The sequence below is a fragment of the Paenibacillus sp. FSL R7-0313 genome, assembly GCF_037969885.1.
Lineage (GTDB): Bacteria > Bacillota > Bacilli > Paenibacillales > Paenibacillaceae > Paenibacillus.
Window position 1 is genome coordinate 2,204,426 of sequence record NZ_CP150219.1, and the last position, 22,594, is coordinate 2,227,019.

Annotated in this window: 26 protein-coding genes; 21 read left to right on the plus strand and 5 right to left on the minus strand. The window is 46.8% G+C overall.

The features are described 5' to 3' along the window. Positions 1 to 14: 14 nt before the first annotated feature. The 3 genes from NSQ38_RS09545 to NSQ38_RS09555 are packed head-to-tail and all read right to left on the minus strand — an operon-like array spanning position 15 to position 2,580. Positions 15 to 983, minus strand: a complete 969-nt coding sequence (locus tag NSQ38_RS09545; protein WP_289392898.1) for an ATP-binding cassette domain-containing protein — start codon at positions 981 to 983, stop codon at positions 15 to 17. A gap of 23 nt (positions 984 to 1,006) precedes the next feature. After that, positions 1,007 to 1,807, minus strand: coding sequence for an ABC-2 family transporter protein (locus tag NSQ38_RS09550; protein WP_339788806.1), 801 nt, complete (start codon positions 1,805 to 1,807; stop codon positions 1,007 to 1,009). Beyond that, entirely contained in the window at positions 1,804 to 2,580 is a 777-nt protein-coding gene (locus tag NSQ38_RS09555; protein ID WP_339788809.1) for an ABC-2 family transporter protein, read from the minus strand. Before NSQ38_RS09555 ends, NSQ38_RS09550 begins: the two co-directional genes overlap by 4 nt. Positions 2,581 to 2,885: 305 nt before the next feature. Between NSQ38_RS09555 and NSQ38_RS09560 the strand changes: the two genes are divergently transcribed. The 10 genes from NSQ38_RS09560 (at position 2,886) to NSQ38_RS09605 (ending at position 11,937) form a co-directional block, all read left to right on the plus strand. Continuing rightward, on the plus strand, positions 2,886 to 3,737 hold the full coding sequence (locus NSQ38_RS09560; RefSeq protein WP_211084441.1) for a DegV family protein: 852 nt from the start codon (positions 2,886 to 2,888) through the stop codon (positions 3,735 to 3,737). Positions 3,738 to 3,890: 153 nt separating this feature from the next. Further along, positions 3,891 to 4,607: a response regulator transcription factor gene (locus NSQ38_RS09565; protein WP_339788811.1), complete on the plus strand. Its 717-nt coding sequence runs from the start codon at positions 3,891 to 3,893 to the stop codon at positions 4,605 to 4,607. Then, positions 4,604 to 5,536, plus strand: a complete 933-nt coding sequence (locus NSQ38_RS09570; protein ID WP_339788814.1) for a sensor histidine kinase — start codon at positions 4,604 to 4,606, stop codon at positions 5,534 to 5,536. The genes NSQ38_RS09565 and NSQ38_RS09570 overlap by 4 nt, the downstream gene beginning before the upstream one ends. A gap of 126 nt (positions 5,537 to 5,662) precedes the next feature. Beyond that, positions 5,663 to 6,586, plus strand: coding sequence for an ABC transporter ATP-binding protein (locus tag NSQ38_RS09575; RefSeq protein ID WP_076253550.1), 924 nt, complete (start codon positions 5,663 to 5,665; stop codon positions 6,584 to 6,586). Beyond that, positions 6,579 to 7,277: an ABC transporter permease gene (locus NSQ38_RS09580; protein WP_339788817.1), complete on the plus strand. Its 699-nt coding sequence runs from the start codon at positions 6,579 to 6,581 to the stop codon at positions 7,275 to 7,277. The genes NSQ38_RS09575 and NSQ38_RS09580 overlap by 8 nt, the downstream gene beginning before the upstream one ends. A 105-nt stretch (positions 7,278 to 7,382) precedes the next feature. After that, the gene (gene thiD / locus NSQ38_RS09585; protein ID WP_017692191.1) at positions 7,383 to 8,195 is read left to right on the plus strand and encodes a bifunctional hydroxymethylpyrimidine kinase/phosphomethylpyrimidine kinase; all 813 of its coding nucleotides are present in this window, start codon (positions 7,383 to 7,385) and stop codon (positions 8,193 to 8,195) included. Between the two features lie 250 nt (positions 8,196 to 8,445). Beyond that, complete coding sequence (locus NSQ38_RS09590; protein WP_017692192.1) at positions 8,446 to 9,126, plus strand: response regulator transcription factor; 681 nt, start codon at positions 8,446 to 8,448, stop codon at positions 9,124 to 9,126. Further along, entirely contained in the window at positions 9,123 to 10,871 is a 1,749-nt protein-coding gene (locus NSQ38_RS09595) for a HAMP domain-containing sensor histidine kinase (protein ID WP_339788819.1), read from the plus strand. Before NSQ38_RS09590 ends, NSQ38_RS09595 begins: the two co-directional genes overlap by 4 nt. 21 nt (positions 10,872 to 10,892) lie before the next feature. After that, positions 10,893 to 11,438: a CDP-diacylglycerol--serine O-phosphatidyltransferase gene (gene pssA / locus NSQ38_RS09600; protein WP_339788822.1), complete on the plus strand. Its 546-nt coding sequence runs from the start codon at positions 10,893 to 10,895 to the stop codon at positions 11,436 to 11,438. A gap of 13 nt (positions 11,439 to 11,451) precedes the next feature. Then, positions 11,452 to 11,937 carry a DedA family protein gene (locus NSQ38_RS09605; protein WP_339788823.1) on the plus strand — a complete coding sequence of 162 codons (486 nt, stop codon included), beginning with the start codon at positions 11,452 to 11,454 and terminating at the stop codon, positions 11,935 to 11,937. Between the two features lie 258 nt (positions 11,938 to 12,195). Here NSQ38_RS09605 and NSQ38_RS09610 read toward each other — a convergent pair whose 3' ends face one another. Beyond that, positions 12,196 to 13,386 (minus strand): cation:proton antiporter, encoded by a 1,191-nt coding sequence (locus tag NSQ38_RS09610; protein WP_339788826.1) that lies wholly within the window; start codon positions 13,384 to 13,386, stop codon positions 12,196 to 12,198. Positions 13,387 to 13,761: 375 nt separating this feature from the next. On the opposite strand from NSQ38_RS09610, the gene NSQ38_RS09615 reads away from it, so the two are divergent. From NSQ38_RS09615 to NSQ38_RS09640, 6 genes are all read left to right on the plus strand, one after another. After that, a complete protein-coding gene (locus NSQ38_RS09615; RefSeq protein ID WP_074096493.1) occupies positions 13,762 to 14,334 on the plus strand; it encodes a DUF420 domain-containing protein in 573 nt (190 codons plus the stop codon). Positions 14,335 to 14,407: 73 nt separating this feature from the next. Then, positions 14,408 to 15,151 carry a 2,3-diphosphoglycerate-dependent phosphoglycerate mutase gene (gene gpmA, locus NSQ38_RS09620; RefSeq protein WP_074096492.1) on the plus strand — a complete coding sequence of 248 codons (744 nt, stop codon included), beginning with the start codon at positions 14,408 to 14,410 and terminating at the stop codon, positions 15,149 to 15,151. A 216-nt stretch (positions 15,152 to 15,367) separates the two neighbouring features. Continuing rightward, complete coding sequence (locus tag NSQ38_RS09625) at positions 15,368 to 15,538, plus strand: hypothetical protein (RefSeq protein WP_165980418.1); 171 nt, start codon at positions 15,368 to 15,370, stop codon at positions 15,536 to 15,538. A 179-nt stretch (positions 15,539 to 15,717) separates the two neighbouring features. Beyond that, positions 15,718 to 16,626: an aldo/keto reductase gene (locus NSQ38_RS09630; RefSeq protein WP_339788829.1), complete on the plus strand. Its 909-nt coding sequence runs from the start codon at positions 15,718 to 15,720 to the stop codon at positions 16,624 to 16,626. Between the two features lie 85 nt (positions 16,627 to 16,711). Beyond that, positions 16,712 to 17,038: a thioredoxin family protein gene (locus NSQ38_RS09635; RefSeq protein WP_017692202.1), complete on the plus strand. Its 327-nt coding sequence runs from the start codon at positions 16,712 to 16,714 to the stop codon at positions 17,036 to 17,038. A gap of 222 nt (positions 17,039 to 17,260) precedes the next feature. Continuing rightward, complete coding sequence (locus NSQ38_RS09640; protein ID WP_133387174.1) at positions 17,261 to 17,440, plus strand: hypothetical protein; 180 nt, start codon at positions 17,261 to 17,263, stop codon at positions 17,438 to 17,440. A gap of 289 nt (positions 17,441 to 17,729) precedes the next feature. Here the strand turns inward: NSQ38_RS09640 and NSQ38_RS09645 are convergent, their stop codons facing one another. After that, positions 17,730 to 18,515, minus strand: coding sequence for an undecaprenyl-diphosphate phosphatase (locus NSQ38_RS09645; RefSeq protein WP_047841678.1), 786 nt, complete (start codon positions 18,513 to 18,515; stop codon positions 17,730 to 17,732). A 238-nt stretch (positions 18,516 to 18,753) separates the two neighbouring features. On the opposite strand from NSQ38_RS09645, the gene NSQ38_RS09650 reads away from it, so the two are divergent. The 5 genes from NSQ38_RS09650 to NSQ38_RS09670 all read left to right on the plus strand — a co-directional run bounded on the left by NSQ38_RS09650 (position 18,754) and on the right by NSQ38_RS09670 (position 22,540). After that, positions 18,754 to 19,386, plus strand: a complete 633-nt coding sequence (locus NSQ38_RS09650) for a TetR/AcrR family transcriptional regulator (RefSeq protein WP_339788831.1) — start codon at positions 18,754 to 18,756, stop codon at positions 19,384 to 19,386. A gap of 162 nt (positions 19,387 to 19,548) precedes the next feature. Further along, positions 19,549 to 20,400: a transporter substrate-binding domain-containing protein gene (locus tag NSQ38_RS09655; protein WP_339788834.1), complete on the plus strand. Its 852-nt coding sequence runs from the start codon at positions 19,549 to 19,551 to the stop codon at positions 20,398 to 20,400. A 32-nt stretch (positions 20,401 to 20,432) separates the two neighbouring features. Beyond that, a complete protein-coding gene (locus NSQ38_RS09660; RefSeq protein WP_017692207.1) occupies positions 20,433 to 21,077 on the plus strand; it encodes an amino acid ABC transporter permease in 645 nt (214 codons plus the stop codon). Positions 21,078 to 21,093: 16 nt separating this feature from the next. After that, a complete protein-coding gene (locus tag NSQ38_RS09665) occupies positions 21,094 to 21,840 on the plus strand; it encodes an amino acid ABC transporter ATP-binding protein (protein ID WP_339788836.1) in 747 nt (248 codons plus the stop codon). Positions 21,841 to 22,117: 277 nt separating this feature from the next. Continuing rightward, positions 22,118 to 22,540, plus strand: coding sequence for an OsmC family protein (locus NSQ38_RS09670; protein WP_036606882.1), 423 nt, complete (start codon positions 22,118 to 22,120; stop codon positions 22,538 to 22,540). Positions 22,541 to 22,594 lie beyond the last annotated feature (54 nt).

A 22,594-nucleotide genomic window follows, 5' to 3' on the forward strand; every position in this document is an offset into this window, starting at 1 on the left:
ACAAAATGGGCCGACTAATACACCCGATGAATGATATCTTCGAAATCGGGTTCTTTCATCTCTACATCTTCAATCTCACCCCAGTGCTCTAACTGTTTCAGAATGTCCATTGTGCTCCATTCCTTCCGGTTCACTTCCACGGTGACAATCTGCCCTTCCACTCCTGTAATGTGTATCGCGGACGACACAACATCCGGGATGTGAAAAGCTCCTCGGAACGTTACCCGTATCAACGTAGGCAGTCCGATGGTTTCGCGAAGTGATGAGATCGTGCCGTCATATGTCAGTTGACCATGGTTAATCACCATGACCCGGCTGCATAACTGCTCAATGTCGTCCATGTCATGTGTGGTCAGCAAAATTGTTTTGCCAAACACTTCATTTAATGTACGTAAAAATTGACGAATGTTCCGCTTTGCGTTCACATCCAGTCCGATCGTTGGTTCATCGAGAAAAAGCAGTTCGGGATCATGCAGCATGGAAGCTGCGAGATCCGCACGCATGCGTTGTCCAAGCGAGAGCTTGCGGACAGGCGTGGCCCAGAACGATTCAAGGTCCAGCAGCTCGGCGAACTGGGACAGCCGTTTCTTTTTATCCTCGGTACGGACGCCGTACATCTCGGCCAGAATATCATATGAATCTTTCACGGGCAGATCCCACCAGAGCTGGCTGCGCTGTCCAAACACAACGCCCAGTCGACCAACGGTTCTGCGCCTGTCCTGATGCGGGTTCATACCGTCAAGCCTTACCTCACCCGAGGTTGGGTGCAGGATACCTGTCAGCATTTTGATCGTGGTAGACTTGCCAGCTCCGTTTGGACCGATGTAACCCACAAACTCACCTGGGCCGATATCAAAACTGATATCGCGTACCGCTTCCTTGGACACATACTCACGTGAAAATAACGTACGTAACCCGGAGAAACGTCCTTCGCGAATAACAGGGGTCTTGAATTCCTTTTGCAGATGCCGTGCTGTGATCATATTCATGATTCGTTTCCGCCTCCTTAGCTACCTGTACTTTGATATTTGGTCATGCCGAATTGCCAGAAACGCAGACTTGCAGCCAAGCTCAGTACGGCAACCGCAGCAACAGCAACAAGAATCCACGCTCCTCCTTCACCACGTAGCAGGTAGAGTGACGGAATGTAGTTGACGAATCCCACGGGAATCACCGTTAGCAGAATGCCAGACATCCATTTGGGATATAACGTTAGCGGATATTGGGCAGCCGTTCGTGCGGCATCTTCAGTGATCGTCTGTAATTCCTCGATACGTGTGGTCCAGAATCCGAGTGTGGCAGTAGCAAGTCCGATGGAAAAGAGAATGACTGCGCCCGTCAGGATAATGAGCAGGGAGAAGGGAATGGCAGTCCAGTCAATCTGTCCGCTGTGCATCATGCCTGCCAATGACCAGCAGAGAATGAACCCGCCTTGCAGGACTTCCCCAGCCATGATGCGGAAGTTTTGCGGCAGCAGTGCCAGCAATACGGGCATGGGACGTGTTAACAGTTGATCAAGCTCACCATTAACCAGATATTTTTCCAGATGATGAACTTCGTTTCCGAATGTTCGATACAGTGTTTTGGATAACGTCATGATGGCAAAGAGATAACCGATCTCATGGAGGGACCAGCCTTTAATGGCTCCGAATTTGTGCAGCACCAGAGCAACCATCAGAAACTCGGAGATCTGAATTAAAGCGGCCAGTACGGACGCCATGATGAAATTGAACTTGTATTGCATCCGGCTGCGGATGCTTGTTCGAATCAGCATTTTATATAAATTGAACCAGGAAGTTCGCTTCATCCGCCTTGTACCTCCACTTTACGACGTAACACTTGGGTAATCGCAAGACAGATCAACGTCATAAAGACACACCAAAGCAAGGTTCCCCATAACAAGGAGCCATCTTCGAAATCAAGATAGATTCGGGTAGGTACATAGAGCAGGAAAGGGTAGGGTGATATCCAGGCAAGTTGTTCAAGCCAGTCCGGTAGCCATTCCAGCGGAATGAAAAAACCAGCCAGCAGATTCATCATCGCGTGATTGCCCCAGTGAAGCCAGGAGGACTCTGTGGTCCACATCGACGTGGCACCAATGATGTAGTTCATACAGATGGACAAGTATGCGGCGCCGGCAAGACCAAGTGCGACATAGAATAGTGTTGAAACGTCTGAGGGCCAATGTAGGGAAAAGACAATGGAGAAGAGCAGGTAGATCGGGATACTTTTGTACACAAACTGGTAGGCAATCTGCCCCCATTCGCGTGCCATCAGGTGGGTGAACAGATGAACTGGCCTCATCAGGTCCAATGCGATCTGCCCTGTCCTGACGGATAAGGGAATACCCAATCCGTTCGTGAGAAAACCCGAGATCCAGAGAGAGGATTGCGTGAACGCAATGTAACTGATCATCCCCTGTGTCCCGTATTCCCCGAGCGTATGGTCGGCCCCGATGCCGATCCAGAGGCAGGCATACATGTAACCAAACATGGCGCTTGCCAAGTTATGTACCATGTGTGCCCCGCGGTATTGCAGATTCCGGGAGTAGGCTTTGGAAGCCAGAGTGAAATAAAGCATGTGACACCTCCGATAAGTGGATTGAACGGCGTTTCCGTTCACTTCAGTCAAGGCGAAAAAGAGAGAAGGACAACAGCATACCAATTTATTCCTTCACAGGCAAGACATTTTTTTAGCTAATAATGGTATTAACAGGGGTGTTCATGATTGCGCCACAAGACAACGGTCTGTCCGTTCATTTATAATTGAGAGGTAGTATCGCAAACGTTTACAATGTGGAATATTCAAATTTTAAATAAACCGCCGGGCTTGTGCTTGACGATTGAGGATACAGAACGAACAATCCGGCAAGAGAGAAGGATGTCATGAAGAAAATTGCATGGGTCACCGATAGTACCAGTACACTGGATCCCGTTTTTGCGGAGCAAAATCATATCTACATCGTACCGCTGCGCATCTTATTTGGAGAGGAATGTTACCGGGAAACCGATGACATTACATCTGAAATGTTCTATGAGAAACTTGCGGAGGCTTCACGTGCGAGCAGTTCGCAGCCACCCATTGGCGAGTTCATTGAACTGTATGAGTCGCTCAAAGACAAGTACGATGAGATTATTACGATTCATTGCTCTACAGAGCTTAGCGGAACGCTGCATACGTCCATGCAGGCTGCAGAGATTGCAGGAGTGACGGTGACCGCAATTGATTCAAAGGCAGGTGCCTATCCTCACCGTGAGATGATTATGCAAGGACTGGAATGGCAGAAGCAGGGATGTTCAGCTGCCGAGATCAAAGTAAACATTGAACAGATGATTGATAACATGTCCTTTTACCTCATACCGGCCAGTCTTCAGCATCTTCATCGCAGTGGACGGGTGTCGGGCACACAGCTAATCATCAGTCAACTGCTCAAGATCCATCTGCTGCTCCGATTTGAAGAGGGCAAAGTGGTTGTGAATGAGAAGATTCGCACGTTCAAGCGGACGAAAGATCGCATGCTGGATATGCTCAAGCTTGATATGGAGAAAGTAAAGCATGTGTGCATTATGCATGCGAACAATCAGGAAGAAGCCGTCACGATCAAGAAGCAGATTGCCAATCTGCTCCCTAAATTAAAGACCGAGATCATGCCATTCATTCCTGTAGTAAGTATCCATGCAGGTGCAGGAACCATTGGACTGTGCTGGATACACAGCGAGAACGGATACAGAGACTAGACGTATAAGCACTCATCTATTAACGCTCATAGACCTGGCAGGAAACACACTTTATACCAAAGTGGTGCTCCTGTCAGGTTTTTTCGTATGTCATTGCCAATTCAAACAAACTGTGAGGTAATAAAGAAAAATGTTCATGTTGGAGGGGAACTTGTGTCAAGTCAACGCTTATTGCTTGTTGAAGATGATCGTTCAATTAGTGAGATGGTCGGACCTTATCTGGAAAAAGAGGGATACGACGTCACGTATGCATATGACGGATTAGAGGCAGAACGTCAATTCAGTCAGTCACAACCGGGATATGATCTGGTTATTCTGGACCTGATGCTGCCTCGTAAGAGTGGGATGGATGTGCTGCAGACCATTCGGGCAGTAAGTTTGGTACCTGTGCTCATTCTGTCTGCGAAGGATGGAGAAGTGGACAAAGCGCTGGGGCTGGGCTTCGGTGCTGACGATTATTTGAGCAAACCCTTCTCATTAATCGAGCTGACTGCCCGCATCAAAGCTGCGATTCGCCGCGCCAATTATACTGCTCTGCCTGTGACTGAAGTGGCTAAAGATCAACGTATTCAGATTGGAGGACTCGTAGTTGACATGGAGACGTACGAGGTGGAGCGTGAAGGTACACCCGTCAAGCTGACATCCAAGGAATTTGGCATCCTGAAGTTATTGGTTACTCATCCCGGCAAAGTGTTCACCAAGGCTCAGATCTACGCTTCCGTCTGGAACGATCAGTATTATGGAGACGAAAATATCATTAACGTACATATGCGTCGTCTGCGTGAGAAACTGGAGGCAGATCCTTCGGCTCCCCAGTATATCAAGACACTCTGGGGCATCGGGTATAAGCTGGAGGCGGAGCAGGGATGACACTAATTTTTGCCATCACAACGGGTATTCTGGCCATTGCCTTCATTGTATTGTGGGTGAAATTCCGGAAAAGAAACCAACACCTGACCTATATTCATCAGAAAATATCCGATATTTTGGATCAAGGCACCTTTGAGCGCTTGCTTGTATTCAATAGTGATGACCAAGTCAGTCAGCTTTTGAAAGACATGAACCAGCTGCTGGATCATGCGCACCGTGCGACGGCCGGTTATGCGAACCAGGAGAAGGAGATGCGCAATATGCTCTCCAACATCTCGCATGATCTGAAAACGCCGCTTACGGTTGTGCTGGGTTATAGTGAGACCTTGCTGCACAGTCCATCATTGACCGATCAGGAACGAAAGATTATGACGGAGAAAATACAAGATAAGGCGCAGGAAGTGCTACGTCTGATTCATTCCTTTTTCGATCTGGCGAAGCTGGAATCTGGAGACACTGAGCTGGTGCTTAGTCGAGTTAATATAAGCGAATTATGCCGGTTGAAGATGATCTCCTTTTATGAAATGTTGACCAATCTCGGGTTGCATGTGCAGTTGGAGATACCTGACGGGGATATCTTCGTGCAAGCGAATGAAGAAGCAATGGACCGTGTGCTGGATAATCTCATTACCAATGGGATGAAGTATGGAGCAGAGGGTAAGATGCTGGGGCTAACGCTCGAACATTCGAAAGGTGGACCTGTGACGCTACAAATCTGGGACCAAGGGAAGGGAATTCCTGAAAGTGAGCATAGTCGTGTGTTCGAACGTATGTATACGCTGGAGGATTCCCGCAATCGACTCTATCAGGGCAGTGGCCTTGGTCTGACGATCACGAAGCGGCTAGTTGAGCGGATGGGTGGAAGCATTCATTTACATAGTGTGCCACATCAACGGACTGTATTTTCGGTTACCTTAAAGGCCAGGTAGAGCCTGTTTTGGCATTTTCGGTCAAGCTTAAGGTTTTTGTAAGATTTGATTAATAAAAAAGCAGACTTTTCTCTTTACAATACAGATATAGGAACCCGGACAGGGGACGTAAAGGAGAACAAGACGATGACTTATATCGCACGAACGATAGATGTGACCAAAGTATATGAAGGGGTAGAGGTTGTATCTAACGTCAATATGAGTATTAAGCAAGGTGAGATCTATGGATTTCTCGGTCCGAATGGTGCAGGCAAAACAACCATCATGAAGATGCTGACCAATCTGGTTAAACCAACAACAGGAGAAATTGAACTGTTTGGGGAGAAGCTTACACCTACATCCTATGAAGTGTTGAAACGAATGGGCAGCATTATTGAATATCCTTTTTTCTATGATAGGCTGTCTGCTCGCGAGAATCTGGAGCTTCACTGTGAATACATGGGGTTTCACAACAAAAAGATCATCGACAACACGATGGAAACGGTAGGGCTGAAGGATACGGGCAAGAAACCGGTCAAGGACTTCTCTCTGGGTATGAAACAGAGGCTGGGATTGGCTCGTGCACTCATAACCACACCCGAACTGCTCATTTTGGATGAACCGATCAACGGATTGGACCCTGTAGGGATCCGGGAGATGCGAGATTTGTTCAAGCGCCTTAGCAATGAGTATCGCATTACCCTGTTGGTCTCTAGTCACATTCTTGGCGAGATAGAGCAAATTGCTGACACGGTTGGTGTCATTCGCGGCGGTCGCTTGGTGGAGGAAGTATCGATGGAGAGCATTCGTGGAAGTCAAAATGAGTACATCGAGTTACAGGCGGTAGATATCCGCAAAGCGACTTATGTCATTGAACACCAGCTTGGTTTGAGTAATTATAAACTGGTCGATGACCAAACGTTACGCATCTATGATCCGGGAATCATTCCATCGGAACTGAACACCAAGCTGATCCAACACGGCATTGAGATCGAATCGATATCCAAACGGGCTCATTCCCTGGAAGAACACTTCATGAAGTTGGTAAAAGGGGATGAAGACGTTGCTTAAACTAATCAGACTTGAGATGCGGAAGCACCGCTTTGCACGTAATTTTGCAGGTGCAGGTATTGCCAACATAGCCATTCTTCTTTTCCTGATTATGATTGGATTCATGGATGTGGGAGCAGAAGATTATGCCTATGCCGATTACCAGACCGCCTTTATAATTATCGATACATTTGTGAGAGCGACCTTCATCATATTTGCAGGAGCTTTATTATCCAAGCTGGTGATCAGTGAGTATCGAAATAAAACCATGAACGTCATGTTCACCTATCCCATCCAGCGTCATAAAATCATCGCGGCCAAATTGATTATCGTGTTTGGTTTTACATTTGTGATGATTATGGTTACCGATCTGTTGATGGGTTCACTGCTGTTGATTGTTAATCAATTCTACTCCTTCATTCCTGAATCACTGAGCAATCGGGATATGTTGGGACTTCTGGTGAAGTACAGTATCAGTTCTTTATCGGCTGCGTGTATGGCACTCATTCCCCTATTCTTCGGTATGCGTAAGCATTCTGTTACAGCGACAATGGTCTCGTCCATTTTGCTAGTTTCGATTGTCTGCTCCGGATTCAACGGGTCGGAAGTTTCCATTCATTCGCTTATTATTATCCCTCTGACCCTTGGAGCAATAGGGATATGGATTGCTTCGATGTCCATGGTTCGTCTGGAGACAAAAGATGTGAACTGAATCATTCGGAAAACCATGCTCTGTATGGCTTCAGATGCCATTGACATCCGCTCGTACAAGGGATAGGATAATGTCAACTGAGACACGAAGGAGAATGCAACTACCATGACGATTCCAAAAACATTAACAATAGCTGGTTCGGACACGAGCGGCGGTGCAGGTATTCAAGCTGATTTGAAAACTTTTCAGGAGCTGGGTGTGTATGGCATGACCGTACTGACTACGGTTGTGGCAATGGAACCCGAAACATGGGATCACCAGGTCTTTCCTGTTGAATTAAATGTAGTTGAAGCGCAGCTTCGCACTGTTCTGGACGGTATCGGTTTTGATGCCATGAAGACAGGTATGCTCGGTTCTGTAGATATTATTGAACTGGTAGCAAAACATATTCGCCGCAGCGGTCTGCCACAGATCGTTATCGATCCGGTAATGGTCTGCAAAGGTACAGACGAAGTACTGCAACCGGAAAATACGGAAGCGATGATCGAATTCCTGTTGCCAGGTGCTGATCTGGTTACACCTAATCTGTTCGAAGCATCCCAACTGGCGAAGAGTGGACCGATTCGCTCCAAGGAACAGATGGAAGCAGCGGCAGCAGCAATTCATGCCCATGGCTCGAAACATGTTCTGATCAAAGACAGAGGTGTCATTAGCCCGGGGAAAGCAATGGATCTACTCTATGATGGAACCAACTACGAATGGTTTGAAGCCGATGTTGTCGGCTCCGGATATACGCATGGTGCGGGCTGCACAACGTCTGCGGCGATTACCGCAGGATTGGCTCGTGGTCTTTCAGTGAAAGAGGCTGTTCGTGAAGGTAAAGCCTTCGTGACCAAAGCGATTGCCGGCGGATTCCCGCTGAACCGTTTTGTTGGCCCGACACTGCATGTGGCACACCGTCTGGAGCAACAACGTTAAGTGTTGCCAGGGAGCGCGCAGTAGCGCATCAATTCTGGATAACACACTTCGATTTCATTCAAGTAGCTGTCAATGAGCTGGAGCTTGCTCGTTGACGGCTTCTTTTTTGTGCGAATTTTTATAAAAATTAGTAACTTTTGGCTTATATTAATCGTATATATCATGGGAGTATTCCAAAACATGTATGGACACATGGACGACACATGGAATAGGTATGTTATCATCAGAAATCTAAAAAGGAGAGTCGGCCATGATCAGAACAGTGCTTCTGGTGGAAGATGAAAGCCGCATTCGTGAGATTGTGGCCGATTATTTCATAAAAGAACAATGGAACGTCATAGAAGCAGAACATGGAGTACAGGCACTGGAACTGTTGGCTCTGCATGAGGTGGATCTGGTTATTCTGGATGTTTTGATGCCTGAAATGGATGGATGGACGTTATGTGGGCATATTCGATCCCAATCCACCGTACCTATTATCATGCTGACTGCACGGTCCGAGGATGACGATAAAATTCATGGATTTCAGCTGGGCGTAGACGATTACGTTACCAAGCCGTTTAGCCCACGTGTGCTGGTTGCACGTGCAGAGACATTAATGAAGCGTGTTGAAGGTGCATTTGGACGAGAGCAGGGTGTGATTCGCTTCGGACAGGTAACCCTTGATCCATGGGCCAGACGCCTGGAGAAGGACGGAATTGAAGTGGAACTTGCACCAAAGGAATATGATCTGTTGCTTTATTTGGTACGCAATGCAGGCATTGTGTTGTCCCGGGATGCCATTTTGAATCGGATCTGGGGATTTGATTTTGAAGGGGACTCACGTGTTGTAGATACCCACATCAAGAAGCTGCGCAGCAAATTGGGTGATGAAGCCAAGTGTATCCGGACGGTGATTGGCACTGGATATCGTTTCGAGGCAGAAACATGAGAAGAAATGGCGTAACGATGAAGCTTTTCCTGGTCATGGCAGGATGTCTGGTTCTTCTATATGGGACGACGGTTTTTGCCCAGTTGGTCTGGTTCCCCGACTTCTATCAGCATCAAAAGGTCAGCAGTATGAAGAAAAAGCTGTCCAAGTTCGAACAGCAATACTCCAATGGGCATTGGAGTGATTTACAGCTAGCCAAGGAGACAGGGAAGTTCATGCGTCAGAATCAATCACATCTGGTCATTTTGACGAATACCGGAAGATTGGTTAATGACCCGTTCCACATTACGTTGCTTCAAGAGGATGGGAGTCACGTGAAGGTGTCCTTGTCCTTGTTTATCAATAGTGAGAATGCTGGCTGGATTACATCCCATCTGAAATATGGGCAAGAACTGACGGTGCGAGGTCCGGCCAGCGGGAACATGGTCTATCCATTCAAAATCCAGGATGCCACTTCTGCCGCATGGGGAACTGAAAGCTTTCAGGAATCAATTGAACCGGTAAAGGAATGGTCAGGTGTATTGACCGAGGTCGTTCTTCCCAATCTGGCAACGTGGAGTCAGAGGCAGGGACTGCTGGTGCAAGCACTGGATAGCCGGTTCCCGTTGTCCACCGAAGACCAACTGGCCTTGGCAAATGGCAAAATGCTCAATGAAGAATGGATGGATAGCTGGAGCGGTGTTCGCAATGTCATCACCATTGCTCCAGTGCATCGTTCCGGCCCCGAGCAGCAACTGATCTTCTCGCTTACCTCTCTACAGGAGATGAGGGAAGCGAATGAGGCAACACGTTTGTTCTATGCGTATTTTGGCATAGGGGCATTTATATTGATTCTGTTGCTGGCGTTACTCCTGTCCCGAATTGTAACGAAGCCGCTCTTGGCCTTGAACCATGTCGCGAAGAAAATGTCTACGCTGGATTTCACGGTGAAATCACCCATCCGGCGTAATGATGAAATCGGCAGTCTGTCTAACAGCCTCAATGCCTTATCAGGAACCTTGGGTCAGACACTGGAAGAGCTGAGGCAGGCCAACACGCAGATGCGTACAGATATGGAAATGAAGCAGGAGATTGAACAGCGTCAGCGCAAGTTTTTTGCCGATGCATCACATGAACTTAAGACTCCAATCAGCATTATTAAGGGATATTCTGAAGGGCTGAAGGATGGCGTGAGTGAGACCAAACGGGAGCGTTACATTGAGATCATTGCCGATGAGGCGATCAAAATGGAAACGATGGTTGAAGAGATGCTGGATCTGGTGCGACTGGAATCCTCAGCGGTTCAATTGAATACGGATGCGGTTGCACTGGCTGACATGATTGAAGATATCGCCGGCCGTCTGGGTCCGCAACTGAAGGACAAAGGATTGGATGTGGTGCTTGTATCCACAACAGAACAGACGGTTGAGGGTGACCGAAGCAAGCTGGAGCAAGTTATTTTCAATATCATGATGAATGCTATACGTCATGCGATACCACATACCGATATAACTATTGAGATCAGCAGACGTGAAGGTTTTGTCCATATTTCCATTGAAAACAAGGGCGAGCAGATTGCTGAAGCTGAGAGGCAGTATATATGGGAGAGGTTCTATCGGGTAGAGCGCTCACGTAATCGCAAAATGGGGGGGACCGGGCTCGGTCTGGCCATTGCGAAGCAGATTCTTGATCTGCATGGGTGCAGTTATGGAGTAGTGAATACACCGGATGGAGTCCGTTTTTATATTATTTTTCCTAAAGCCTAGTACGAAAGGGAGTCAACTCTTATGAAGTCTTTACCATCGATTTTAACCTTGGGGAATCTGAGTTCAGGCATGCTGGCAGTCATTATGGCTATTCATGGTGAATTTGCCCTGGCTGTGATGATGATATGGGTAGCGATGTTCTTTGATCTGTTTGACGGATTTGCGGCTCGGAAATTGCATTGTGAGGGTGAGTTCGGCAAGTCCCTGGACTCGCTTGCGGATGTAGTTTCATTCGGAACAGCACCCGTGCTGATTCTGTACCTGAATTCCATGCTTGAAGTGAGTGTGCTGGGGATGGCACTGACTGCATTGTTTCCGATTTGCGGTGCATTGCGTCTGGCCCGTTATAACTGTCAGAAGACAGCAAGCAGTGGTTTTGTCGGGATGCCGATTACATTTGCCGGCGGTCTGATGTCCTTTTTCGCGCTCTGGAGTCCTTATTTCACACATGGTGTAGCCTATCTTGTCATTATTGTATTATCCGGTCTCATGGTGAGCCAAATCCGATTCCCGTCTCTAAAACAAGTGCTAGCCTCACATGAGAAGGATATTGTGGAACCGAAATAAGGAGCGAGTCAGTATGGAATTTGCAAAAGAATTTATTGGTCAATATGGTTATTTCGCAATATACGGACTACTGGCTCTTGGCGTTATTGGCATGCCGATTCCGGATGAGGTGATGATGACCTTTGTCGGTTATCTCGCCTCCATCTCGGTATTGAATTACTCCGTCTCCATCGCCGTCAGTTTCGGTGGCGCATTTACCGGAGGGCTGCTTAGCTACATGATTGGCAAGAAAGCGGGCAGGCCGCTGGTTGAAAAATACGGCAAGTGGGTCGGCGTAAATGCCAAACGATTCAGCAGGGTGGAGTCGTGGTTCCTCAAATATGGGTATTGGTCCATCATCCTGGGTTACTTCATTCCAGGTATTCGTCATCTCATGTGCTGTTTCTCCGGGATTAGCCGCATGGCGATTGGCAGGTACGTAATTGTATCCAGCATCGGTGCATTCGTCTGGTGTGTTGTCTTTATCTCGATTGGTTTTTATGTTGGTGTGTTAACTTAAAATGGGACAGCCTGTTGTAACAACAGGCAAGGATGGAAGACCTCTTGAGTGTAAGGTGGTCTTTTTTTGTTTTTCTATATAGCGAAATCGAATGAGTAACGAATGAGGATTACATTATAAAAATACAAAAAGCCGCTCTGACCATCTCCAACCTTCATGTCGAAGGGGAAGAATAGATCAAAGCGGCGTGTGCTTCACGACCGATATATTGCATTTCTAAATCAAGTATAGCTTTAAATACGGAATGATTTCAATACTTTACCCGTTCAAATGTGATTCCTCAATGCCTCTTTCAACCCGCTGTTCACCTTTTTTGCGTGCAAAGGTGATTTTGAGAAGTGGCGGAGTAACAAGTGTAGTCACAATAACCATGATTACAACGCTGGTAAAGTACTCCGAATCAAGCAATCCGGAAGCAAGTCCCGTTGAAGCGATAATCAGGGCAACCTCTCCTCTTGAGATCATGCCTGCCCCAATAGCCAGGGAAGAGGAACGGTCGAACCCGGTCAGCCGGGCACCAGCTCCACCACCGATAAGTTTGGTAACAATAGCGATGATACTGATAACAACAATAAACCAAATTTGTGAACCCACACCATCAAAGGTGACATTTAAGCCGATACTAACAAAGAATACCGGGACAAAAATTCCGTAAGCAATCGGCTCAATTTTGGTTTCAACCTCATGTTTGAAGGTGGTTTGAGAGATGGCAATCCCTGCTGCAAAAGCACCGATAATGCCAGCAACACCCATCCACTCAGCAAAGTACGAGAATCCAAAACAGATAATGAGTCCGGTTGTAATCACAGTTTCGGTGACCCGAAGCGGGGCCATCCATTTCATGATTCGCGGTACAAGCCACCAGCTTGCTGCAAAGATGATGACGAAGAATAGAAGTTTCTTGCTAATCAACCATCCAATAGAGACATCCCCCGCACCAGTGCCGAGCAAGCTCATCATAACGGCGAGCAGAACTACCACGAGTACATCATCGACAACGGCTGCACCCAGGATTGTAGTGCCCTCACGTGAACTCAGCTGATTCATGTCCTTCAATGTCTGAACTGAGATACTGACTGACGTTGCACAGAACAACAACCCGAAGAAAAGCGCGTGTGTCTGCGACATACCAAATGCTATGGCCGAACCGTATCCCCCGACAAAAGGTAAAATAACACCACCGACGGCCACAGCAAAGGCCGCCTTCCAGTTTTTCTTCAACTGCTCCAGATCCGTTTCCAATCCGGCGATGAACATTAACAGCAATACCCCGATCTCAGCCATATAATGTACGAAATCACTTTGCTGAACCCAACCGAGAATTGCAGGCCCGAGGATGACACCCACAATCAGCTTCCCCAGAACCGATGGTTGACCCAATCTTACGGAAAGATCACCAGCAAGTTTGGTAAAGATTAAAATAAGTGCAAGAACCAAAATAAATTCCATAGGTGTTCTTCCCTCCAGTAATAGCGTCTATAGGTTAACCAACCCAAGGGCGATCCATCCTCTGCTTCAATCAGACAAAAAGGCACAGAACGGCATTTAGAAAAGTGCCGTTCTGTGCCTGAAAAAGACAAAGAGGGGCCCTTGGTGACAGGCTCCTCCAGTTTCAACGCGTATGTGATTAATTGCATTAATTATACCACAAATGTGGACTCGGGTAAATGGGAGCCGGTTTGGATTTGATTGAAAATGGCCGTAAAGGGGCATTTTATAGGGGAGTGCAGCGGTTTTGTTCAGAGTGTTGTCACTTAACAGCCCGGAATTAGCGAGATATAATGATATAGAACATAGAAGTTAGGATATGAGGAGGATTTTGCATTGGGCAAAAATAACAAAGGGGAGCCGAACATCCAGTCCCCGACGAGTAATAAAAATTTCGCAGGCATCATTATCACGATTTCCATTCTCGCTAATGTCATTATTTTATTATTGTTCTTCGCACCGTCCATTGGTTACAAAGGTGATGTAACCTTTGATATTACGGTGTTGCCGCGGTTTAATGCCGTGTTTAACAGCTTTACCTTCATCTTCCTGCTCGCAGCGCTTATTGCTATTATCAAGCGGAATGTGAAGCTGCACAAACGATTTATTCTTGCTGCATTCTCAACAACACTGTTATTCCTCGTGACTTATCTGACGTTTCATTACCTCTCACCAGAGACGTCCAAATACGGCGGCGAGGGCATCATTCGTTCGATCTATTTCTTCATTCTGATTACCCATAGTATACTGGCAGCTCTGATTGTTCCATTGGCGCTGTTCACACTTGTATGGGGTTGGACGAATCAATTGAAGAAACACCGCAAAATTGCACGTTGGACGATGCCAATCTGGTTATATGTCAGCTCTACAGGTGTTGTAGTATATCTCATGATGGCACCATATTATTAATGTGATGAACGTTTCATTGTGCTAATTAGTTTGAGTTGCGGGTAATGTTTCCATGGAAGGAGGGTTCGCATTTATGTACAGAGTTGTTTTGATTCGCCATGGACAGAGTATGTGGAATGTAGAGAACCGTTTTACCGGATGGACAGATGTGGATCTGACGACGGATGGTTACGCAGAAGCTCGTAAAGCAGGGAAGATCATGAAGGAACAGGGATTTGATTTTGATTACGCCTATGCATCCGTGCTGAAACGTTCTATCCGGACACTCGATATTGCGCTGGATGAAATGGACCTCATGTGGATTCCCATTACGAAGACTTGGAAGCTGAATGAACGCCATTATGGTGCGCTTCAAGGACTGAATAAACAGCAGACTGCTCTGAAGTATGGGGAAGACCAAGTAAAGGAATGGAGACGATCCGTTAACGTATCTCCCCCGGCACTGGACCAAACCGATGACCGATATGTGCAGGATCTGGACAAGTACAAGCGGCTCGGATGCACCATCCCTTTTACGGAGAACCTGATGGATACCTCGAAGCGTGTACTGGAGTACTGGAATGCGGAGATTAAACCGATGGTGTCTGCTGGCAAAAGAGTGCTGATCTCTGCGCATGGGAACACGCTTCGTTCACTCGTCATGCATCTGGACCAATTGTCCGAAGCAGACGTGATGGCCCTCAATATCCCGACAGGCATTCCGCTTGTCTACGAATTGGATGAAGATCTGCATCCCATCGGACACTTTTATCTGACCGCGGATGGTTCGACCTACAAACATGAAGAAATGACCCATGTGGCAACACCGTCCGATTAAGCGGACGTGAACGTATGTCTTGATTGTATGAAAGCTTGTTTGATTTATCTCGTTCGGTTGATGTTTCAACAGGACGATTGCAAGATGACTGCTGAATTTTAATTCGGAGGTCATCTTTTTTTCTGCGATCAAGCCTGCACTTCGTTTCGTTTTGCTTCCACAGGGTAATTGTCAAACAAGACACGATGTACATTTATCCTGAAGGAGGAGAAGCACATGTCTAAAAGAAGAGGAATACTCATGACGGCTATCGGCGCAGGTGTGACTTATCTGATGAGGAACAAACAAGCAAGAGATAAACTGTTTAGCACTGTCTCGGGTATGATGAAAAGCTCCAATTCGTCCAATGGAACAAGCAAAACCAGACCACGCGTGGAAGTGAAATAAATTTCGATAGTTCACCTAACGATTGAATTAAATGATGATTATGAGAAACCTGGAGATGAAGTCGTTCCAGGTTTTTTTGTGCAATCAAAAGCAATCCCTTGCTTTTGTGTGTAATGCGATTTTTGCCAGCAAGAATGATACAATGGATACTTGCAGAACGTATGGAGGGAGATGCACATATGAAGAAAAATCGTCTGGGTACATCCGAACTGATGGTGTCTGAGATTGGGCTGGGATGTATGTCACTTGGAACTGAAATGGAGCACGCTTTGGGCCTGGTTCATGAGGCTCTGGATCATGGTGTCAATCTGTTGGATACAGCCGATCTGTATGACGAAGGGCGTAATGAAGAGATTGTAGGACAAGCTATTAAAGGGCGTCGGGACCAAGTCATTGTGGCGACCAAAGTAGGTAATCGTCGTCTGCCTGGCAAAGAGGGCTGGTCATGGGACCCGTCCAAAGCCTACATTAAGCAGGCTGTACATGAAAGCCTGAAGCGTCTGCAGACCGATTACATCGATCTGTATCAGCTGCATGGCGGGACCTTGGACGACCCCATCGAAGAGACGATTGAAGCGTTTGAGGAACTGAAGAAGGAAGGACTTATCCGATATTACGGAATTTCCTCCATTCGTCCCAATGTGATTCGGGAGTATGTAAAGAGGGCATCCATCGTCAGTGTGATGAACCAGTACAGCATTGCTGACCGCAGAGCGGAAGAAGAGGTGCTACCTTTATTGGAACAAAAGGGGATCAGCGTAATTGCCCGTGGGCCCGTAGCTAGCGGTGTGCTTGCCGATTCCGGATCTGCCAAGGCAGACAAAGGTTACCTGGACTATACGCCAGAGCAACTATATACCATTCGGCAAGGGCTAAGTCGTCTTGTTACGGACCAACGCAGTATGGCTCAGACAGCTATTCGCTACGCGTTATCCCATCCTGCCGTAGCAGCTGTTGTCCCTGGTGCCAGTTCAAGAGAACAGTTACTGCACAATATTGCTGCTTCGAATTCGCCTGAACTCACCGCTGCGGAAATTCAGGAAATACGAGAGCTCAGTCCCGCTAATCTGTACAAGCAGCATCGTTAACTCCATTAAGCCTATTTTCAATTGTAACTATACAAGGTACAATGAAGATCAGCCAAAAAAGGAACATATAAGGGAGAGAAGACATATGGAAAGAATTCAAAGTGAACAACAGTATTTGGATACAATTAACTCTGATGGTTTTACCGTCATTAAATTTGATACAACCTGGTGTCCGGATTGCAAAAACCTGGATCGTTTTATCGGGGATGTTATCGACCAACATACGGACAAAACCTTCTATGCCCTGGATGCAGAAAAGTTCCAGCCGTTTGCCGAAGAGAATGGAGTACGCGGCATTCCAAGCCTGCTCGTGTTCCAGAACGGCAAGAAAATCGCACATCTGCATAGCAAATGGGCTAAAACACCTGCTCAAATCTCCGAGTACCTGGAGACGCTTGAATCCAAAGTTTAAGCGTACGAAGGCTCAGCAGTTTGCTTAATTAACTTAGCTAAGGAGGCCTCTTCTTGTCTTGCGACAGGAAGGGGTTTTTCTGCTTCATTCCATCACGCATGATGTGCATTCATATATGCATTCGAATAACTGAGTTGAGAAACAACGCTTGTTTAGAATTTGTTCAGTGCTCCCATGTATACTGTGAGAACAAACTGAATATTTGGAGTGAACAAGATCCGTATGAAGAATGAAATTTTTGAAGAAATGCACCAATTAAGTCACAATGATGACCGAAGATACCGATTGTTGATGATCGGGGTGAAGCAATTGCTGCAGGAACAAAAGGAGAATAGATATAATCTGCGTGAGAGATTAAAATATCGTAAGAAACACCGGAGTATTCAAGTGAAAGAGTGGTAATAAGCCAGACCGCTTTCTAGAAGTGAACATGAATATGGTTGTCCATGATACATAGTAAACCTAGTCGGCATCACCAATGATCCAACCCACTAAAGAAGGAAGTAATGAAGAATCAGACTTCTTCTAATTACGGATTTTCCTGTCTCTGGAGCAGAAAAAGAATCATAAACCAACAGAATCATGAAGTAACGGAAGTATAGCAAAAAATATAAAATATGGCGGCCTCACTTCCCAAGGGAACGTGAGGCCGCCATTGATTTTGCCTGTCTAATTACTTGAATTGTAATGATTACATCAAAATAATAAAGAACACGGCTGCCAAGACAAAGCGATATACAGCAAAGACGGTCAGGCTCAATTTTTTCAAAATGGACAGGAACGTCTTGATCGCCAGCATGGCGACGATGAACGCAGCGATGAATCCAATCGCAAAGATTGGGAAATCACTGCCGTTCAGGTGATCGATACTTTTGTACAGGTCATATCCCGTAGCACCAATCATAATCGGCACAGACACGAGGAATGTGAACTCCGCAGCGGCTACACGGCTCACCCCTGCAAAGAGACCGCCTGAGATCGTTGACCCGGAACGAGAGAAGCCTGGCCACAATGCCAAGATCTGAAATATACCCACTGCGAATGCCTGTTTGTAGGAAATATCATCGACATCATGGGTAGTAATCCGCCCACTCTTCCGACTCCAGCGTTCGGCTACGATCATCAATATACCACCTATAACGAGGCTGTACAGCACTGTTTCCGGACCAAACAAATGTGCTTTGATCCAGTCACGGAATACAAGTCCGATGACTACGGCAGGAACCATCGCCAGGAAGATATGTCCCAGATTGAGGCGGCGGGAGTAAGGTCTGCTCCCTCCGGTGAAGCGGAACATATCAATGAATTTGTTCCAGTACAGTACAACAACAGCAAGTACAGCTCCGAGTTGAACAACCACCTCAAACGTTTTGACTGACTCGTTGTCCTCCGATAACCCCAGCAAGTGGGCAGTCAGAATCATGTGTCCAGTGGAGGACACGGGCAAAAACTCAGTCAAACCCTCGATGATGCCCATAATAATGGATGATATAATGTCCAATTCTCTTCCTCCTTGAAATGCAGGTGACAGCACAGGCTGTCCTGCTTGACCATGCCTGTTCATTTGAACAAGGCTATCACCTATTATGATCACAAATGCACTCAACTTCAACTTATGCTTGTAACCATTTGTTTAAAACTATATTGACAAAAACCTAGTTATCCCATAGGATATAACTTAACTGACTGACTGATCAATCGGGAGGGTTACATGAATGACCAAAATTAACGGTTTGGAACCCGGTGAAGAACGCCGGGACCAAATAATACGCATAGCGATGGAGCGTTTTGCAACCCAGGGTTACCATCAGACGAAAATTTCCGATATCGTCCGCGAGGCTGGTGTGGCGCAAGGGACATTCTACTGGCACTTCAAGAGTAAAGAAGCTATTGCTTCAGAGATAGTCTTAACGGGCAAGGAGAAGTTGCTTGAGTCGATCGGACAAGGGTACCGCAAGGATGCCGGATCGATAGAAGATATGGTGAAAGCATCGGAAAGGCTGTTCACTGACTTGTTCTCATTTGCTGCGCAGAATCGTTATTTTATGGAACTGTTGCTCAAAGGCATCGTGACGGAAGAATCCGTACAACGCCTGGTTGAGGAGACACGTAATGCTGTCGAGACAGCGTTCCGTCACAATATGGAACGTGCCATCGAACTCGGCATGTTGCCTGAGAGCATGGATGTACCGCTTCGAGCAGCGCTGTTGGTAAGCATGATTGAAGGCATGATATCGCGCTGGTTGTTCGGCTCCGATGAGTTGCACAGCAAGTTCTCAGCCATGACAGCTTCTTCGCTGGCAGCTGAGGCAGCAAGCTTTGAGTTTTACGGACTATTGGGCACATAAGCAATGTGCAGAGTTCGCAGCTTTATTTTTCAAAGGAGAGACCAGAGATTCACATGATTAAACAAGTAGCAGGGAATAATGGGTACAATTGCGATTTAGTCACACAATAAAGGAACCAAATGTACATCCAGAACAATACATGACTGAGAGGAAGTTAACGTAATGAACAAAACATATGGATCGAAAACTCGTAAAGGCTGGTCTCTGACAGCGATTCTGCTGATGACCGTGCTGGTACTTAGTGCTTGTGGAAGTAAAGCAACAGACAATGGAAGCACGAATGGTGCACAGGCGAGTAATGAACTGGAGCAGATCAAGTCTGCTGGCGTGATCAAAGTAGGCATGATGGGCACATATGCACCATACAACTTCCTGAACGATAAGAAAGAAATGGACGGCTACGATGCAGATATCGCACTTGAGGTTGCAAAGCGTCTTGGGGTTAAAGTTGAATTTGTATCCCAGGAGTTCTCCGGTCTGACACCGAGTCTGCAAGCCAAAAAGCTGGACGCAATCATCAGCCAGATGACGATCACCGATGATCGTAAGAAAGTACTCGATTTCAGTGATCCGTATATTACGAACCAAGTTAAAATCATTGTAAAAGAAGACAATAACGATATTACCAAGTTGGAAGATTTCAAAGGGAAAACGATTGGCGTAGGTCTGGGTACAAATGATGAATCATATCTGCGTAATGAAGTGTTGCCTAAAGTGGGAGACTTCACGATCAAAACCTATGACGATGTCATCTCTTCACTGAAAGACCTGAATGCTGGACGGATTGACGCCACAATCAACAACATGTACGCATTGAAACCGATTGTTGATGCCAATGGATTAAAGATCAAAGCTGTAGGCGAAGCAATTAAGAGTGACCAAGCAGGAATCGCTGTACGCAAAGACAATCCGGAACTCGTAGCAGCACTGAATGATGCTCTCAAAGGCATGAAAGATGATGGCACGTACAATACCATTTTCAAAAAATGGTTTGGTGAAGAGCCTGCGCAATAATGAACCTGCAAGGCGAAGGGAAGATTTGACCCATGGAACTGGTATTTGAGAATATCCCCTTCTTTCTGAAGGGGGCTTACTATACGCTGTATGTAACTGTGATCTCCATGTTTTTTGCGTTCATCATCGGGGTGCTTGTTGCGATTGCTCGTCTAAAGGGACCGATGTGGCTTAGGTTGATCGCAAGGTTTTATGTATCCATCATGCGGGGAACCCCGCTGCTGGTGCAATTATTCGTTATTTATTACGGATTGGTCGATTATGGAGTGACCTTGGGATCACTCACCGCAGCATGTCTGGGACTCAGTCTGAATGCAGGTGCATTTCTGTCGGAGACGTTCCGTGGAGCCATTCAGGCTGTACCAAAAGGGCAGACAGAAGCTGCATATGCAACGGGAATGACCCCGGCTCAGGCGATGAGACGCATTATCTTCCCGCAGGCTGTGCGGATTGCCATCCCGCCGATGGGGAACACCTTTATTGGCATGTTGAAGGAAACATCACTTGTGGCGGCCATCGGTGTTACCGAGTTGTTGCGTTCAGCACAGCTGCTGGTATCACAATATGCATTGAATATGCCATTTTATCTGGCAATTGGTGTGATCTACTGGATTATGAGTATCGGCTTCTCGGCCATTCTGGAACAAGTGGAGCGCCGGTTGGCCCGGGCTTACTGATAGGAGGAGAGAACCGATGATTACAACAACTGGACTTACCAAACGTTTTCAGAAAAATGAAGTACTTACGAACATCGATCTGCATGTCGATGCCAAAGATATTGTTGTGTTGCTTGGCCCAAGTGGTTCCGGCAAGAGTACCTTGCTACGCTGCCTGAATGGACTGGAAGAGTTGTCTGGAGGACAGATTGAAGTGAACGGTGTTGTGGTTAACAGCGCAGATCCGTTGCGAGTCCAGCGTGCCCGGGTACTGGAGATTCGTCGCCAGACCGGCATGGTATTCCAGCAGTTCAATCTGTATCCGCACAAGACAGTGCTGGGCAATGTGATGGAAGGTCTCGTGACGGTGAAAAAAATCAAGCGTGACGAAGCGGCTGAACGCGGCCGGATTCTTCTGGATCGGGTCGGCTTGTCGGACAAGCAGGATGCGTATCCATCCCGATTATCCGGTGGACAACAGCAGCGGGTCGCCATTGCACGTGCACTTGCAATGGAGCCGGAAGTGATGCTGTTTGATGAGCCGACTTCTGCTCTTGATCCTGAATTGGTCGGAGAGGTGCTTTCCGTCATGAAGGAGCTGGCAGAGGAAGGCATGACCATGCTGGTCGTGACGCATGAATTGAAGTTTGCCCGTAATGTGGCGAACAAAATTGTCTTTATGGCAGATGGGTCGATTGTGGAAGAAGCGAGCCCACAGGCCTTCTTTGAACATCCAAAGCAAGAGCGCACCCGCCGTTTCTTGCAACAGATTACTGAATTTTGATAAAGATAACAGCAATCGGAAGAACGAACGTACCCGGAGCGGGTATTTAAGGTCGTGACGATATCAGTTCAACTAAACTTTTTGCACAAGAACGGAGAGGACAGAAGAAACCTGAAGAAGCGGAGCGTGCGCCTTTATCCCCTGATTTTCCCCTTGAAGAAGGGAATCAAAAAAATCTGGGGATTACAGCGATCGGAAGGTTATTCTGTCATCGGAGTGGCAAGTGCAAATCTTTTTCGCTTGAACTTAAACTATTGTAAGAAAGAAGGATAACATCATGAATGTAACAACCGTATGGAAAGGCAAACGTGCGTTTACTTCCGAAGGACCCTCTGGCTACGCGGTTGGCATGGATGCCACTGCTGCTTATGGTGGCGACAGCAAGGGTGCGACCCCGATGGAATTGTTACTGGCGGGTCTCGGCGGCTGTATGGGAATCGATATTACGATGATTCTGGACGCTTTCCTGGACAAAATTGAGTCGATTGAGATTGAAGCACAAGGCACACGCAGTGAAGAGATGCCTAAAGGGTTCACATCCATTGATCTGATCTTCAAAGTTGATGGCGATATCCCGGATTATCGCATCTGGAAAGCCATCCAAATGGCTGAAGAGAAATATTGTGCAGTCTCCGCTTCGCTGAGTGCCGATATTCATCCTAAACTGATCCTCAATGGGGTAAGTACACCTCGTCCTTAATAGCACACATACAGATTCTATTCTGAGAAGGCACTTCCAATCGTGGGAGTGCCT

Bases quoted from the DNA above. Each gene is read 5' to 3' on its own strand.
- NSQ38_RS09545 (WP_289392898.1), bottom strand. From the start codon at position 983: ATGATCACAGCACGGCATCTGCAAAAGGAATTCAAGACCCCTGTTATT.
- NSQ38_RS09550 (WP_339788806.1), bottom strand. From the start codon at position 1,807: ATGAAGCGAACTTCCTGGTTCAATTTATATAAAATGCTGATTCGAACA.
- NSQ38_RS09555 (WP_339788809.1), bottom strand. From the start codon at position 2,580: ATGCTTTATTTCACTCTGGCTTCCAAAGCCTACTCCCGGAATCTGCAA.
- NSQ38_RS09560 (WP_211084441.1), top strand. From the start codon at position 2,886: ATGAAGAAAATTGCATGGGTCACCGATAGTACCAGTACACTGGATCCC.
- NSQ38_RS09570 (WP_339788814.1), top strand. From the start codon at position 4,604: ATGACACTAATTTTTGCCATCACAACGGGTATTCTGGCCATTGCCTTC.
- NSQ38_RS09575 (WP_076253550.1), top strand. From the start codon at position 5,663: ATGACTTATATCGCACGAACGATAGATGTGACCAAAGTATATGAAGGG.
- thiD (WP_017692191.1), top strand. From the start codon at position 7,383: ATGACGATTCCAAAAACATTAACAATAGCTGGTTCGGACACGAGCGGC.
- NSQ38_RS09590 (WP_017692192.1), top strand. From the start codon at position 8,446: ATGATCAGAACAGTGCTTCTGGTGGAAGATGAAAGCCGCATTCGTGAG.
- NSQ38_RS09595 (WP_339788819.1), top strand. From the start codon at position 9,123: ATGAGAAGAAATGGCGTAACGATGAAGCTTTTCCTGGTCATGGCAGGA.
- pssA (WP_339788822.1), top strand. From the start codon at position 10,893: ATGAAGTCTTTACCATCGATTTTAACCTTGGGGAATCTGAGTTCAGGC.
- NSQ38_RS09605 (WP_339788823.1), top strand. From the start codon at position 11,452: ATGGAATTTGCAAAAGAATTTATTGGTCAATATGGTTATTTCGCAATA.
- NSQ38_RS09610 (WP_339788826.1), bottom strand. From the start codon at position 13,386: ATGGAATTTATTTTGGTTCTTGCACTTATTTTAATCTTTACCAAACTT.
- gpmA (WP_074096492.1), top strand. From the start codon at position 14,408: ATGTACAGAGTTGTTTTGATTCGCCATGGACAGAGTATGTGGAATGTA.
- NSQ38_RS09625 (WP_165980418.1), top strand. From the start codon at position 15,368: ATGTCTAAAAGAAGAGGAATACTCATGACGGCTATCGGCGCAGGTGTG.
- NSQ38_RS09630 (WP_339788829.1), top strand. From the start codon at position 15,718: ATGAAGAAAAATCGTCTGGGTACATCCGAACTGATGGTGTCTGAGATT.
- NSQ38_RS09635 (WP_017692202.1), top strand. From the start codon at position 16,712: ATGGAAAGAATTCAAAGTGAACAACAGTATTTGGATACAATTAACTCT.
- NSQ38_RS09640 (WP_133387174.1), top strand. From the start codon at position 17,261: ATGAAGAATGAAATTTTTGAAGAAATGCACCAATTAAGTCACAATGAT.
- NSQ38_RS09645 (WP_047841678.1), bottom strand. From the start codon at position 18,515: ATGGGCATCATCGAGGGTTTGACTGAGTTTTTGCCCGTGTCCTCCACT.
- NSQ38_RS09650 (WP_339788831.1), top strand. From the start codon at position 18,754: ATGACCAAAATTAACGGTTTGGAACCCGGTGAAGAACGCCGGGACCAA.
- NSQ38_RS09655 (WP_339788834.1), top strand. From the start codon at position 19,549: ATGAACAAAACATATGGATCGAAAACTCGTAAAGGCTGGTCTCTGACA.
- NSQ38_RS09660 (WP_017692207.1), top strand. From the start codon at position 20,433: ATGGAACTGGTATTTGAGAATATCCCCTTCTTTCTGAAGGGGGCTTAC.
- NSQ38_RS09665 (WP_339788836.1), top strand. From the start codon at position 21,094: ATGATTACAACAACTGGACTTACCAAACGTTTTCAGAAAAATGAAGTA.
- NSQ38_RS09670 (WP_036606882.1), top strand. From the start codon at position 22,118: ATGAATGTAACAACCGTATGGAAAGGCAAACGTGCGTTTACTTCCGAA.